Origin of the sequence: Acinetobacter sp. CE-15, from assembly GCF_051059255.1 — a bacterium.
Lineage (GTDB): Bacteria > Pseudomonadota > Gammaproteobacteria > Pseudomonadales > Moraxellaceae > Acinetobacter > Acinetobacter guillouiae.
The window spans coordinates 395543-410689 of sequence record NZ_CP192737.1; the positions used below are offsets into that span (position 1 = coordinate 395543).

At 38.0% G+C, this 15147-nt stretch carries 15 protein-coding genes; 12 read left to right on the forward strand and 3 right to left on the reverse strand.

Features of this window, described 5'->3' with window-relative positions; translation table 11 throughout:
* Positions 1-79 precede the first annotated feature (79 nt).
* The 4 genes from tusA to ACQ7EO_RS01790 all read left to right on the forward strand — a co-directional run bounded on the left by tusA (position 80) and on the right by ACQ7EO_RS01790 (position 4817).
* A complete protein-coding gene (gene tusA, locus ACQ7EO_RS01775; RefSeq protein ID WP_004725563.1) occupies positions 80-337 on the forward strand; it encodes a sulfurtransferase TusA in 258 nt (85 codons plus the stop codon).
* A 242-nt stretch (positions 338-579) separates the two neighbouring features.
* A complete protein-coding gene (locus ACQ7EO_RS01780) occupies positions 580-3354 on the forward strand; it encodes a type VI secretion system Vgr family protein (RefSeq protein ID WP_434278766.1) in 2775 nt (924 codons plus the stop codon).
* A gap of 2 nt (positions 3355-3356) precedes the next feature.
* Positions 3357-4232: a hypothetical protein gene (locus ACQ7EO_RS01785; RefSeq protein ID WP_434278767.1), complete on the forward strand. Its 876-nt coding sequence runs from the start codon at positions 3357-3359 to the stop codon at positions 4230-4232.
* A gap of 84 nt (positions 4233-4316) precedes the next feature.
* Entirely contained in the window at positions 4317-4817 is a 501-nt protein-coding gene (locus ACQ7EO_RS01790; RefSeq protein WP_434278768.1) for a hypothetical protein, read from the forward strand.
* 68 nt (positions 4818-4885) lie between these two features.
* On the opposite strand, the gene ACQ7EO_RS01795 is transcribed toward ACQ7EO_RS01790, so the two are convergent.
* The gene (locus ACQ7EO_RS01795; protein ID WP_303576646.1) at positions 4886-6598 is read right to left on the reverse strand and encodes an electron transfer flavoprotein-ubiquinone oxidoreductase; all 1713 of its coding nucleotides are present in this window, start codon (positions 6596-6598) and stop codon (positions 4886-4888) included.
* A gap of 203 nt (positions 6599-6801) precedes the next feature.
* On the opposite strand from ACQ7EO_RS01795, the gene ACQ7EO_RS01800 reads away from it, so the two are divergent.
* The 5 genes from ACQ7EO_RS01800 to ACQ7EO_RS01820 all read left to right on the forward strand — a co-directional run bounded on the left by ACQ7EO_RS01800 (position 6802) and on the right by ACQ7EO_RS01820 (position 11239).
* Positions 6802-7413 carry a DUF1285 domain-containing protein gene (locus tag ACQ7EO_RS01800; protein WP_434278769.1) on the forward strand — a complete coding sequence of 204 codons (612 nt, stop codon included), beginning with the start codon at positions 6802-6804 and terminating at the stop codon, positions 7411-7413.
* Positions 7414-7460: 47 nt separating this feature from the next.
* Positions 7461-8339, forward strand: a complete 879-nt coding sequence (gene murI / locus ACQ7EO_RS01805; RefSeq protein ID WP_035370572.1) for a glutamate racemase — start codon at positions 7461-7463, stop codon at positions 8337-8339.
* 107 nt (positions 8340-8446) lie between these two features.
* Positions 8447-9463 (forward strand): DUF4062 domain-containing protein, encoded by a 1017-nt coding sequence (locus ACQ7EO_RS01810; RefSeq protein WP_004816781.1) that lies wholly within the window; start codon positions 8447-8449, stop codon positions 9461-9463.
* A gap of 99 nt (positions 9464-9562) precedes the next feature.
* Positions 9563-10573 (forward strand): ferrochelatase, encoded by a 1011-nt coding sequence (gene hemH / locus ACQ7EO_RS01815; RefSeq protein WP_434278770.1) that lies wholly within the window; start codon positions 9563-9565, stop codon positions 10571-10573.
* A gap of 21 nt (positions 10574-10594) precedes the next feature.
* Complete coding sequence (locus tag ACQ7EO_RS01820; protein ID WP_434278771.1) at positions 10595-11239, forward strand: MBL fold metallo-hydrolase; 645 nt, start codon at positions 10595-10597, stop codon at positions 11237-11239.
* Positions 11240-12050: 811 nt separating this feature from the next.
* Here ACQ7EO_RS01820 and ACQ7EO_RS01825 read toward each other — a convergent pair.
* Positions 12051-12218, reverse strand: coding sequence for a DNA gyrase inhibitor YacG (locus ACQ7EO_RS01825; protein ID WP_434278772.1), 168 nt, complete (start codon positions 12216-12218; stop codon positions 12051-12053).
* A 75-nt stretch (positions 12219-12293) separates the two neighbouring features.
* Between ACQ7EO_RS01825 and ACQ7EO_RS01830 the strand changes: the two genes are divergently transcribed.
* From ACQ7EO_RS01830 to ACQ7EO_RS01840, 3 genes are all read left to right on the forward strand, one after another.
* Positions 12294-12956: an SAM-dependent methyltransferase gene (locus ACQ7EO_RS01830; protein WP_209828058.1), complete on the forward strand. Its 663-nt coding sequence runs from the start codon at positions 12294-12296 to the stop codon at positions 12954-12956.
* The gene (locus ACQ7EO_RS01835) at positions 12946-14151 is read left to right on the forward strand and encodes a TIGR03862 family flavoprotein (protein WP_434279584.1); all 1206 of its coding nucleotides are present in this window, start codon (positions 12946-12948) and stop codon (positions 14149-14151) included. The genes ACQ7EO_RS01830 and ACQ7EO_RS01835 overlap by 11 nt, the downstream gene beginning before the upstream one ends.
* Positions 14152-14249: 98 nt before the next feature.
* Positions 14250-14660: a GFA family protein gene (locus tag ACQ7EO_RS01840; RefSeq protein ID WP_004725587.1), complete on the forward strand. Its 411-nt coding sequence runs from the start codon at positions 14250-14252 to the stop codon at positions 14658-14660.
* Positions 14661-14707: 47 nt separating this feature from the next.
* On the opposite strand, the gene ACQ7EO_RS01845 is transcribed toward ACQ7EO_RS01840, so the two are convergent.
* A complete protein-coding gene (locus ACQ7EO_RS01845) occupies positions 14708-15040 on the reverse strand; it encodes a HopJ type III effector protein (protein ID WP_434278773.1) in 333 nt (110 codons plus the stop codon).
* Positions 15041-15147 lie beyond the last annotated feature (107 nt).

Sequence of the window (15147 nt, forward strand, 5' to 3'; positions counted from 1 at the left end):
GATATATTGCAAGCCTTATTCATTATTTGAGTTTGTGTTAAAATTATTGATTGATTTCGCTTCTTTTTGAGAATAGATAATGTCTGAACCGATGCCTACAGCAAGCATTCAATTAAACACGCGTGGACTACGTTGTCCTGAGCCTGTAATGATGTTGCATCAAGCAATTCGTAAATCTAAATCAGGTGATGTCGTTGAAGTATTTGCAACTGATAATTCAACCTCTTGGGACATTCCTAAATTTTGTATGCATCTCGGTCATGAGTTGATTTTACAAGAAGAAGTACTAGATGATGCCGGAAATAAGGAATTTCACTATTTAGTGAAGAAAGGTTAAAAGATCATGATGAGTGGAAATCAGTCTATGTTATATGTAATGATTTCCCTTTTATTGATTTAAAAATATTGAAATTTATTTAGCCTGTTTTTAATGGCTAATAAATTTATGTTATATGTAATTTATTGAATTTTAATAATTATATTGTGGATATTAAATCATTTTACAAAATTAAAAATGACAGAATTTTGACTTATGATTATAATCTAAACATATTTTTTAATAATAATTAACTCATTCAAATGAACAGCTTAGTAAATAGCATTTATAAAATATTGGATCAGCTTGGACTAAACGCACAAAAACGAGCTTTGCATATCCAATTTAGCAATACAGACTTAAACAACCAAGTCTTCTTACAACGCATCGATGGACAACATGGTCTAAACCAAGGTGTGTCTGTTGAACTGATTTGCCTTGCCACTTCGGCTGTGATTCCACTTAAACAATTCATTGGTAGCCAAGTGGCCATTGATCAAGTCACAGATCAAGGACAACTGTTTCGTAGCACAGGGGTGATTACTGAAGCAGCACAAGGGCAGAGTGATGGCGCACTAACGCTATATAAACTCAAACTCGAAGATGCCACTTCACTGTGGCATAAACGCCGTAACAGCCGAGTGTTTATGAATAAGTCGGTTGTACAAGTCATAGAAACGCTGTTTAAAGAATGGCAAGACAAAAGCCCACTCTTTGCATCGAGTCTAAGCCTCGATAAAAGTGGACTGAAAAAAGACTACGATATCCGACCATTCATCATGCAGAGCAATGAAAGTGACTATGCATTTTTAAGCCGCTTGATGCGCAGTGAAGGGATCAACTGGCTGATTGATGAAGCACAATTGATTGTACCTAGTTCTGCGACTCAAATTCAGCCACAAAAACTGCGTTTGGTGGATGATAACGGTGAATACAAAGCGCTAGAACGAAGAAAGATTCGCTTCCATCGTAGCAGTGCCACAGAACAACAAGACAGCATCACCAGCTTTATCGGACAACGTAGCTTACAACCCACCGCTGTCCACGTACAACGCTGGCAAGCAGATGTGTTAGAACAAGAAGAGGGCGCAGGTAGTGTTCAAAGTAAACACCAGCACAGTCAAAATCAGAATAATGCCAGTCTTGGTTTAGAACAAGCTTGGCATATCAGCCCAGCATGGATTCAAGACCTGAATGGTGAAGATCAAGCAACTGCCTCAAATAACAATCAAATTGAAAAGATCAACCAAAACCTCAGCTATTATTACGATGCCCAATCCAAACAATTTATAGCCAATTCCACTGTACGTGATGCACAAGTAGGTTACTGGTTTGAGTTAAACGAACACCCAGAAATAGACCAACACGATGGCTCAGACAAAGAATTTCTGATCACCTCAAAGACATTCTATAACCAGAACAACTTACCCAAAGATCTGAACGAACAAATCAATCGCTTGCTCCAACAAAGCAACTGGGTAAACGAAAATAAAGCAGACAACAGCAACAGTGATGAACGCCAAGCCAATCAATTGATACTACAACGCCGTAATATCACCACTGTTCCAGAATATCACCCACTACAACACCGTCCAAGTACCCATCCACAACGTGCCAAAGTGGTTGGGCCAAGTGGAGAAGAAATTCATGTCGATGAATGGGGACGCATTAAAGTTCGCTTCCTATTTACCCGCAATGAAGATCACAGTCATGATGGTGGTGCAGGGAGCAATGACAACGACACTGATTCCGCTTGGGTGGATGTACTGACCCCGTGGGCAGGTGAAGGCTATGGTGCGCGGTTCTTACCGAGGATTGGCGAGATTGTCGTGATAGATTTCTTTGATGGCAATATTGACCGACCATTTGTGGTGGGGCGTATTCATGAAGCACAACGAAGTCCAACTAAATTTGATGACAAAGGCCAATTGCCTGATACAAAAAAACTAGCAGGGATCAAAAGTCGAGAAGTTAAAGGCAGTGGCTATGGCCAACTGAGATTTGACGATACCACAGATCAAATCAGCAGCCAGCTACAAAGCAGTCACGGCACGAGTCAACTTAACCTTGGTAATCTGAGTCATCCCAAAGAAACTGATAACAGTGAAGGACGAGGCGAAGGCTTTGAACTAAGAACAGACCAATGGGGAGCAGTGCGTGCAGGGCAAGGCCTATTGCTGAGTACCTATAGCCAAGATTCAGCTTCAGGCAATCACCTTGATGCAACAGCAGCGAAAAGTCAGTTAGAAAGCAGCCTAAATAACTCTAAAGCCTTAAGTGAAGTTGCTAAGAATCAGCAAACGGATCCTTTAGAAAATTTAGATCATTTGAAATCGTTTATTTCATTTTTGGAAAAAGATGAATCCAGTGAAGCAAAAAGCCAAGCAGATACCTTTAAGCAAGCTCTCATGTTATTGGCTTCACCCAATTCGGTTGCGCTTGCTACTAATGAAGATCTACATCTTTCTGCCGATCGACAAATCTATGAAACTGCGGGTGATAGTATCAACCTGAGTACGCAAAAGAATTTAGTCGCACATGCACAATCAAAGATTAGTCTTTTTGCGGCACAAGAAGGGGCAAGATTATTTGCAGGGAAAGGTAAAGTTGAGATCCAAGCACAAGGCGATGGTGCGGATTTGATTGCACGTAAAGGTATTCAGATTATTTCAACTGAAGATAAGATTGAGATTAAAGCGGATAAGAAAATTATTTTGATTGCAGATGGTTCGCAAGTTGAAATTAGTAGTGCAGGTGTTTTACCGACCACTGCGGGTAAGTTTGAGAGTAAGGCGGGGCAGCATAAGTTTTTGGGTGGGGAAAGAGTTAACTTTGAAATTCCTTTTCTACCAAGTAAGAATATATACTCTCATCAGTTTATCTTAAAGAATAAGCAAGGTGAAATCATGCCGAATACTAATTATGTTTTAAATGGAGCAAATGGGAAAAAATTTAAAGGTAAAACAGACAAAGATGGTAAAACAAATAGGATTTATACAGCTGAGCAAGAAAAATTTAGCTTGGATGTGGAACTATAATAATGAATGAGAAAAAATATATTACTGAGATTAATCAGCCTATAACAGAAATTGAAGTTAATGAGTATTATTTAGTTATTGGTACAGAGGCTAATGCTTCATATGCATATCAAAATGCAAAGATAACATTCTCCTCGAAATCGGCTAAACATCAATATTTAACAGGCCCTAATTTAGACTGGGGGCATGCTTTTTTTTATGTTGTAGAAAATGATGATGTTTTTAGTTTTTTTAGTTTTGGCCCTAGCGCTGGAAAGAAGCTTGGTGAAAATAAAGTAATTGGAAATGCTTCAACATGTCAATATCCGATTGGTGAGGTAGCTCAATTATATGTTCTAAATATTAGTGAAGATGACGCAAAAAAAATAAAAAATGAAGTAAGTGAAATGTATGAGAAATCAAATAATCATTTTTATAATCATGAAACAAATGAATGGGAGCAAAAGAAATCAAATGATAAGAAATATAGAGCAATTACCAATGAAACTTGTGCAAAAGAAGCTTATAGAATTCTTTCAGATATTTTAGATAAAAAAATTCCTGATGCCTATGGCTATGTAAAAATGTATGGGATATCGAAAAAGGCTATATGTCCATTTGCATGGAATGAACATTTATTTAATTCTAATTTAAAACATTATAGCTACCCAGAGTATCCAAATGTAGGAAAAGCAAAAGAGCTATTAGCTGCATTTAAATCAAAAATAAATAATGAGGAGGAAGATTTGAAATATACTTACTTTTTAAGAATAGGTTCAGCTAATAATATGAATTATGGTGTTATGGTTCCTGAGTTCGATGCTGAGAATACTACAGACTGGTTTTTAAGTGAGGGTGATGAAGATCCTCTCAAAATATACTCATATTTTAATGGTTAGATAATGTATTATTTTAAGCTGATAAGTTTATTATTGTTTTTAATATTTAATTCAACTGTAAATTCCAAAACAATGGATGACAATATGATTGATAATACTATTATGTTGATAAATGAAATCACAAGAGTTGGCGAGACAGAAAAGTGGAATAGTAGTCTCTTCTTTGAGGGAGCTTTGAAAGTGCATGTGCTAAAAGATGGAACTTTAACTGATAGAGGAGTATACGTTTTATCTAAAAATAAATTTGGTTATCCAGCCACAATCAAAGTCTTAAACTTAAATGATAAAGAGAAAAAATATAAATTTGTTTTTTCTCCATCAAATCAACCTGTGTTTAAAAAACCAATAAAGGCTGATGTGAAATTGTTAAAAGAAAATAATATTTTCTTTAAATATTCAGAGCCGGTTGAAAAGGGCTCAGCAATTTACTCTAGTCCGTATAGCCCAACTACATTATATAAACATATATTTGGTAATCAAAAAAATAATTCTATAATCTATGAATTTTATTCATCAAAAAATGAAATTGAAAGTCAAATAAACTATGTTAGGTTGGTTGTTTTATTTGATGGTGGAAATAAATAATATAATTTTTTTGTTGAAAAATGAAATTTAATTAATGATAAAAAACCCGCCGAAGCGGGTTTATTTATTTACATATTCGGGTAGTTAGGCCCACCGCCACCCTCAGGAGTTACCCATGTGATATTCTGAGATGGATCTTTGATATCACAAGTCTTGCAGTGAACACAGTTTGCAGCATTAATCTGGAAGCGCTTAGAACCATCATCATTTTCCATAATCTCGTAAACACCAGCAGGGCAGTAGCGTTGAGCTGGCTCATCCCATTTTGGTAAGTTGACATTGACTGGAATCGAAGCATCGGTCAGCTTTAAGTGAGCAGGCTGATTTTCTTCATGTACGGTATTGGATACAAATACAGAAGATAAACGGTCAAAGGTTAATTTACCGTCTGGCTTTGGATAAGTTGGTTTAAATGTCGCAGCATCTACAGTTTTTAATGCACTAAAGTCAGGTGCAAGGTCATGTAGGGTAAATGGCACTTTAAAGATATTTTGATCGATAAAGTTAAATGCACCACCCATCCATAAACCGAATTTATGCATTGCTGGGCCAAAGTTACGTGAACGATGTAACTCTTCTTTTAACCAACTGTTGTTGAATTTGTCAGTATAGGCAGTCAACTCTTTAGCAAAGAAATCTTCGCCTTCAGCGACACGCGCAACCGCTAAATCACCACCTTTCTCATGACCTGCTTGAATTGCTTCAAATACAGCCTCACCACACAACATACCCGATTTCATCGCAGTATGAGAGCCTTTGATTTTAGCAAAGTTTAAAAAACCTGCATCATCACCAATTAAGCAACCGCCTGGGAAGGTCAGTTTAGGTAGAGAGTTTAGACCACCTTTAACAACTGCACGTGCGCCATAAGAAATACGCTTACCACCTTCAAGATATTGCTTGATCAGTGGATGTGTTTTCCAACGTTGCATTTCAGCAAAAGGATACATATGTGGATTTTCATAAGATAAATCAACAATCATCCCCAAGGTCACTTGGTTGTTTTCAGCGTGATATAACCACCAGCCGCCTGAAGAACCTGTTTCTGCCAAAGGCCAGCCTGAACCATGCATCACTAAACCTGGTTTATGTTTTGCAGGGTCAATTTCCCAAAGTTCTTTGATTCCGATACCGTAATGTTGTGGATCAGCATCTTGGTCTAAGTTGTATTTTGCAATCAAACGTTTACCAAGGTGTCCACGGCAACCTTCTGCAAAAATTGTGTATTTCGCATGAAGTTCATAGCCGGGAGTAAAGTTATGAGTAGGTTCACCATCTTTACCAATACCCATATCACCAGTTTGGATGCCTTTTACAGAACCATCTTCATGATAAAGGATGTCTGAAGCAGCAAAGCCAGGAAAGATAGAAACTTCTAACTCTTCCGCTTTTTGACCTAACCAACGAACCACATTACCCAATGAAATAACATAGTTACCATCGTTGTGCATGGTTTTAGGAACCATCCAGTGTGGTGCTTCTTGTGACTTTTCAGCAGACATGAGGAAATAAGTTTTGTCCTCAGTCACAGGTACATTTAAAGGTGCACCTTGTTCTTTCCAGTCAGGGAAAAGTTCATTGATTGCACGAGGTTCAAGTACAGCACCAGAAAGGATATGCGCACCAACTTCAGAGCCTTTTTCAACCACACAGACGGAAAGGTCTGGAAGATTGTTTTCAAGCGCTAATTGACGAATTTTAATCGCAGCAGAAAGACCCGCAGGGCCTGCGCCTACGATCACTACGTCAAACTCCATCGATTCGCGTTCGATGTGTTCCATGTAGGACTCCTCATATTTCTAAGGGTGGCAACCGTGAGCATTTATTGGGAATTAATAAATCGGTGCTGCCATGAGTGTTCTAAAAATTCCGTGATACGAATTAACGCTCGTACCAATAATATATTTTGCGCTAGTATAGTTAGAAACCCTAATCTAGCCAATTGGCTGAGTCGTATTATTTTTAAGTCAACAAGGCATAAACCATGGTAAATCAAAATAATTCAACATCAGCGGCTCAAAATCAGCCAGATTCTGATAATAAAAACTTAATGAGCATTGCACAATACTTAAAAGATGTACAGGCGGGTCACAAAAGGTCAATACCCCCTTTAGAGCAGTGGCAGCCAAAGCATTGTGGCAAAATGGATTTGACGGTAAAAGCCGATGGAGAATGGTGGCACGAAGGTCAATTGATCAAACGCCAAGCGCTTTTAGACCTGTTTACAAAAGTACTTTGGAAAGAAGACGGAAAGTTCTATTTAAAAACCCCAGTTGAACAGATTGAAATTCAAGTTGAGGATGAACCTTTATTGGTCAATCAAGTTGATCAGGTGAATCTCGATGGACAGGTCTATTTACAAGTTACCACCACCAATCAAGACATTACACTGATTGATCCAGAACACCCTATTTTTATGCGTGAATATCAAGGTGAGTTAAGACCTTATGTACATATTCGTTTTGGGATAAATGCCTTGATTCAACGTTCTGCTTTTTTCCATCTGATTGAATATGGGAAATTGCTTGAAAATGAACAAGGAGATACCATTTTATCTTTAGAAAGTGGTGATTTTCACTTGCAATTAGGGACTTGAGGTTTAATCTTGTTAATTATTTTTACCGTATGCCAATAGTGGATCAAATGAGCGCGATTCTTCCTCTCTCTCCTCTAGAAAATCCAATGCCAAAAGCCTTGGCAGATGCCCCGATTGGTATTTTTGATTCAGGTATCGGTGGGCTTTCTATTGCACAGGAAATTGCCAATTATTTACCAAATGAACGTATTGTTTATTATGCCGATACTGCACATGTCCCTTATGGCCCACGGACGGATCAAAATATTCGTGAATTAACTGCACAAGCAATTGAATGGTTATATCGTCAAGGTTGTAAAATCGCAGTTGTGGCATGTAATACCGCTTCAGCATTTAGTCTTGATTATTTACGTGATCATTATGGTGAAAACTTTCCTATTGTTGGGCTGGTGCCTGCTTTAAAGCCAGCAGTGCTACAAACCCAGTCTAAAGTGGTTTCCGTTTTGGCTACACCTGCCACTTTTCGTGGAAAATTGATCAAAGATGTGATGCAGCGTTTTGCAGAACCTGCCAATGTCGAAGTACTGACGATTACCAATCTTGAACTGGTTCCCTTGATTGAATCTGGACGTTATAACAGTTTGGAATGCAAACATAGCCTGCAAAAGGTTTTAGATCCAGTCATTGCCAAAGGTTCAGATTATTTGGTGTTGGGCTGCACTCATTACCCTTACTTAAAACAAAGTATTCAAGAATTATACGGCCCTCAGCTTAACTTAATTGATTCTGGATTAGCGGTTGCACGACAAACGGCGCGTATATTGTTAAAAAATGAGTTAATATCAAGTAGCTTGCAAGAAAAAGGGGTGCGTTTACAATGTTTTGTGAGTGGGGGAAATGCAAAACAATTAGAAAATGTCATCAAACATCTCATACAACCAAAAATTACATGGTCTGTAGAAAATATTGTTGAAAAACTCGGCTAATTCTTTCAATATTGAACAGATTTAATATATTTTCATAAGTGTAGGGCATATCCAACTTAAAGCTCATGGATGGATTTAAGTAGGGTGTGACAAGAATGGGTTAACCTATGCTCGATAAACGGTATCAAGTTTTTATTACAACATCTGGCAAAGAAATGCAGCCAGAACGGATGGTCGTGTCACAAACCCTTATAGGGATGGGGTTTTTTTCTTGGGGATTAGAACAACGGACACCATTAAGTACCGCATTTGCACGTCGTCAGATAGATGACTGTGATTACGTTTTATTGTTGTTGGGGAGTCAGTACGGTGAACAATCTGTTTCAGGGGTGAGTTATTTACATCTTGAATATATTTATGCGGTGACCAAACAGAAACCAATTATTGTATTTATGCATGAGAGTCCTGAATTTCGCGAACCGCATTTAAAAGAAGAAAGTACGCTGCTAAAAGAAAAGTTTAATGAATTTAGACATCAACTACAAAAAGAAGTTGAGCAAGTCGTTACTTATCGAACTTTACGAGATTTAGAACTTGCGGTACGTTCATATATGCCACAAATGCTAGAGCGTTATCCTGTCGTAGGATGGGTCAGACCTCAGAATATTCAAGTCTTACAAGATGAGATTGATCGTTTAAAAGCAAAGTTGGCACATGTTTCCGTAGAGCAAGGAAAAAAAGAAGCAGATCCATTTTTAACTTTACCCAAAGTTTCATTACATGAAGTGTTTAATTTTGATTATCGAATGCATGCCTATCAAGATGGTAATTTTAAAGAGTTATCGCCAGCGCGTGAGATGACATGGGCAGAGTTATTGAAAATCTTATCAGTTGAATTTAGACAACCGACGTCTGAGGATTTTTTCTCTAAAGTCTTAAACGAATATTTGAATAATACGGGTTTAACCGATGCGCAAGTGGTGATGCCACGTGCTCATGCTGTATCTAGAGCACAGATTAATGTGCGTTCATTGCATACGATTAAGCAGCAAGTCCGTCAAAATGAATGGATTATCCCTGTGGGGCGTGATGATCGTCAGCGTATGCTCTGGCAGATGACGGATAAATGCGTAAAGTTACTTGAAAATTCACAACGTATTAGCAGCCGTTCTTCAATTTTTTAAGTTAAATAAATTGAGTGAGTCTAGATAAAAAATTTTGTTTAGATAAAGACTCTGTTAAGCTGATCATTCGAGATAAACTATTCTGTAAATCGGGTGAAAATGTCTTTATCTAAACCTAAGGTTCTGATTATTATTGCTAATTTAGGGACACCAGATGCGCCTACAGCTCCAGCTGTTCGGGCTTTTTTAAAGCAGTTTTTATCAGATCAGCGCGTCATCGAAATTCCCAAAATTTTATGGGCAATTATTTTAAATGCATTTGTTCTGCCTTTTCGACCAAAGCGTGTTGCCGAAGCTTATGCACAAGTCTGGTCAAATGATTCACCGATGCGTGAAATTCTATTTGAACAAGTTGAATCACTACAAAAAAAATTAATAAGTACCAATGCTGATTTAGATTTAGAGATTGTGCCAGCAATGACCTATGGGCGACCGGGTATCGATGCTGTATTGAATGATGCGAAAAACAAGCAGTATGACCATATTATTCTTTTTCCGTTATTTCCACAGTACTCGGCAACATCAACCGCCCCTTTATATGATGCCGTTGCACAATGGTTGTTAAAGCAACGCAATATTCCAGGTTTAAGTTTTATTCGAGATTATTATCAACACCCACTTTATATTCAGGCCTTAGCCAACAGTGTGCGTGACTATCAGCAGCAATATGGACCAGCCGCTAAACTGTTGATGTCTTTTCATGGGATCCCACAGCCTTATGCAGATAAAGGCGATCCTTATGCAGAGCGTTGTCGTATCACTGCACTTAAGGTAGCACAGGCATTAGATTTAAAAGACGACCAATGGGCGATCAGTTTCCAATCCCGTTTTGGAAAACAAGAATGGGTAAAACCATATACCGATCAACTATTGCAAGAGTGGGCAGCGCAAGGTGTTGAATCTGTTCAAGTGCTGAGCCCTGCATTTTCGGCAGATTGTTTAGAAACCTTGGAAGAGCTGGCAATTCAAAATGCTGAATTGTTTTTAAAAGCAGGTGGTCAACACTATGCTTACATTCCTGCATTAAATAGCCGTGCGGATCATATTGACTTATTTGAGCAACTTTTACAGACTCAATTGAATGCACTCAAGTTTCATTTACAGGTATAGGATTTTTTTAGGAAAATTATCATGTTACAAGTCAAGATTGTACCCGTTACTGCATTCGCCCAAAATTGTTCTATTGTTTGGGATTCGGAAACCAAAGAAGCGGTATTGATTGATGCTGGTGGTGAGCCTGAGAAATTAAAACAAGAAGTTGAAGCATTAGGACTGACAGTCAAAGCATTGTGGTTAACACACGGTCATTTGGATCATGCTGGTGCGGTAGGTGCATTGGTCAAAGAATGGAATGTGCCTGTGATTGGTCCGCATAAAGAAGACCTGTTTTGGTTAGAAATGATTCAAGAAGTATCTGCCCGTTATGGATTTCCAATTCCTGAGCCTGTTCATGTCAATCAATGGTTAGAGGGTGGCGAAAAGTTAAGCTTAGGGGATGAAGAGTTTGAAGTGCGTTTTGCACCAGGACATACACCAGGCCACGTCATTTTTTACAATGACAAATATGGTGTGCTTTGGACAGGAGATGTACTGTTTAAAGGTTCAATTGGCCGTACTGACTTTCCAAAAGGCAACCATCAACAGCTCTTAGATTCAATTCAGCGTGAATGTTTTACCCTGCCTGATGAAACTCAATTTATTTCAGGGCATGGTCCGATGAGTACTATTGGTTTTGAAAAGCAACACAATCCTTTTGTGGCAAGTAAAGCGGGTTAAGTATTCGCTGTCTGGCTTTATAGCAAAAATAAGAAATGAAAAATGGTGAAGTAATCAATATTTTACTCACCATTTTTGTTTTAAATGTATATTTTATTAATGATTCAACATTTAATAAGGATCTGTAATAGTAACGTGAATAATCTGAGTAAAACAAAGCATAGACTATGTTATTTATGCTCATCTTTAAATAACTCCTGCAAAAGTTATTCACTCCATCATTGAAATAATATTCGTGGAGAATGAGAAAATTAAAATTAGGCTTCTTTCATAAGTCCTTTTTAAAATTATAAATCAATATAAAATCCCCCCTCATTCTAGCCTTCTCAAAGGGAGAAGGAACTTTCAATACCCATATGATTCGCTCAACATGATTATTTTTTGATTTATGAAAGAGAGCTATTAAATATTTTAATAATAGTGTTAAATTGATTTAAATCACCGCTCCTTTACCATTTCCAATTTGATTAATAAGATGACTATTGCAAATAGAATTCCAATCGCGATAAGAGAAAAATCGAGCGCATATACTCCAATAAAAGTAAAAAATGCACATAAAATTGTAAGGACAGCGACAAAAAATTTTAAGCCTATAGGCACCTTAATACTCCAAGTTTCATTATAAATTGAAACTAATCAAATTTTTATATATAAAGTGTGAATTGAAACATGCAGTATCATATCGCTATACAGATCCAAAAATAAACAGTTATTGTGAAGTCTGAGTATAATTTTATTTAATTATTTCTAATAAAAAATTTGCGTTTAAGTCTGCTAAGTCATTGCGGTGTCTATAAGCTTGGCACACGGCTTAAGAATCCTCAGCTTGCGGTGCATCTTCTGTAGGTAAGGTATAATCTCCATTGGCCCATGCACCTAAATCGATCAATTTACAACGCTCAGAGCAAAATGGACGAGATTCATTACCTTCCCATGTAGATGGTTCACCACAGCGAGGGCAAGGAAAAGTTTTAGACATATGGAAATCCTCATTTAAAAAAGCAAAAACCGTAAAGAGTTGTTAAACTTGTGAACGATTTCTTGTTAGTTTGATCTGATTATGTCGATTCGTCAATTTCAAGCACAGCGTATGCATGCTCCTCGTGATTTTCAATGTATTGAAAATAACCCAATTTGTGTAGAAATTGGGGCAGGAAAGGGCAAACATGCCTTGCTCTTTTCTGAACAGCACCCTGAACTGAAATTGATTGCGATAGAAAGAACCCGTGAAAAATTTATTGCCATGCAAAAACAGCATCAGTTGGAAGGTCAAACAAATTTAACCCCTATTCATGCTGATGCATTACCGTGGGTGGTGCATGCACTTTATCCCAATCAGGTACAACAGTTTTTTATTCTCTATCCAAATCCAGAACCGCATAATCCTGCGCAGCGCTGGTTAAATATGCCTTTTTTTGAATTTTTGCTTTCCAGATTATCTCCAAATGGCAGTATCACGTTAGCCAGTAATATTCCTGAATATATTGCTGAAGCAGAACAGCAACTAAAAGATGTTTGGAAACTGCCTTATGAAAAACAAACAATTGCATCAGATTCAGCACGTACGCATTTTGAAATTAAATATTTAGAACGTGGTGAATTGTGTCAGCAATTGATTATTGCTAAACCTGAACACTATCAAACCCGTTTTGATGAGGTCGGACCACGCCAAGGTCAAAGTGTTGAAAACGTATCAGAGCCGTCTGATGCCAATTAAGAAAATCGCCATCATTGGGGCTGGGCCAGCAGGTTTAATGGCTGCAGATGTTTTAAGTCAGTCTACAACTGATTATGAAGTTCATGTTTTTGAACAGAAACCTTCTGCTGCACGTAAATTTTTGATGGCGGGAAAGACGGGGCTGAATATTTCCCATGCAGAAGCATTTGAACAATTTATTCAACGTTATGATCATGTGGAATGGTTAAGACCTTGGGTTGAAAAGTGGGATGCGACGTGGATTCAAAATTGGATGCATGGTTTAGGGATTGAATCCTATGTGGGCAGTTCAGGGAGAATTTTTCCTGTAGAAATGAAGGCCGCGCCTTTGTTACGTGCTTGGTTAAAGCAGTTGGAAGTGCAGCACGTTCAATTTCATTATCGTCATCAAATTACTGATTTAAAACAGCAACAACTCGAAATTCTTGATCTAAGAAACAATGCAACACAGCAATTAGATTTTGATGCGATTATTCTGGCTTGTGGTGCTGTGTCATGGTCACGTTTAGGCAGTGATGGCGCATGGCAAAAGTGGTTGCCTGCTTCTGAAATTGAAGCGTTTCAAGCGAGTAATGCCGGTGTGGTTCGGGCATGGTCGAATTATATGCAACCTGTCTTTGGTCAGCCTCTTAAACGTGTAGATGCTTGGGTGGAAAATTCTGCAAAGACACAAGGTGATATTGTGATTACCCATTATGGACTAGAAAGTGGTCTCATCTATAAACAGGGGCGATTATTACGTCAGTTGGTACAGCACAATCAACCGATGTCGATTTATTTAGACTTGTTACCTGATCAAACTGTTCAACAGCTTACTCAGAAATTACAGCCGTCCAAAAAGCAATCCAGTACCAATATTTGGCGCAAGGCAGGTTTAGATGTTGCCAAAGCCAATCTGATTCGTGAATTGGTAGATAAATCAGTATGGAACATTCCTGAAAAACTTGCACAACAGATGAAGCATTTAAAAATTGAGCTTGAGGGATTTCGTCCGATTGAAGAAGCGATCAGCTGTGCTGGTGGTGTAAAGCAAGCCGTATTAACACAGCATTTACAACTAAAATCCAATCCCTCTGTATTTTGCTGTGGTGAAATGCTGGACTGGGATGCCCCGACAGGAGGATATTTATTGACTGCGTGTTTTGCGACAGGGCGTGCTGCGGGTGAGGGTGTACATCAATATCTCAGTAGATGAGATTAGGCAAAAAAATGATGGTGTTTTGATTAAAAACGCGACTTTTATGCTAGTTTGATGCTATTGCCAATAGCCTTTGAAATAGGGAGATTTTCTCAATGTCTGCTGAAAAAATATATACAGGAAGTTGTTTGTGTGACGGTATTCACTATGAGATTCATGGTGAAATTGGAGAGGTGATCGAGTGTCATTGCCAACGTTGTCGTAAAGCCAATGGCACAGCATTTGCGACCAATGCGCCAATTCAAAAAGCAGATTTTAAAATCACCAAAGGTGAGGAATTATTGAAAAAATTTGCATCGACAGCAACAACAACACGTTGTTTCTGCCAAGAATGTGGCTCACCGATCATCAGTATTAAAGCAGAGACACCAGATACCTATCGTTTAAGAATTGGAACTTTAGATACAGCTTTAGAACAGAAGCCGACAATGCATATTTTTACTGCTTATAAAGCAGAGTGGGATACGATTTGTGACGGTTTACCTCAATATGATGAGCGTCCATAATCGTGTAGAAAGGGATCGAATAGATCCCTAACTTGATTGTATTGTTGTTATTTTGCTGTTAAAGCATCGCCTTCAAATTTGATGCCATTCCAGCCATTTTGCATAAACTGGCGAATGTTTTGATGATCTGTTGCATCAGGCGTTGCCAAAACAGCAGCATAATGCTCTGCAAATAGATTCAGTGTTTGTTGTTGATCTAAATCATTTAATTGTGCAAAAGAAAAAACTTTGGCACTACCTTGGTTCTCTGTGGCAGCATTATGCTGTTGACCATTTTGGAATGCAGTCGGTGTGTGGGTATAACGAGCTTCAATATGACTGATGACATCTGCAAATTTTGCATCGCCTGCTTGAAGTTGTTTCAATAATTCTTGAACCATGATGTGAAAATTCCGTGTTAAATCGTGCCAATATCATAGCCTATGGTTAAATAATTCAGTAATGCTATTTAATATTTTGAGATGGGCCATTCTTTAACCATATTTGC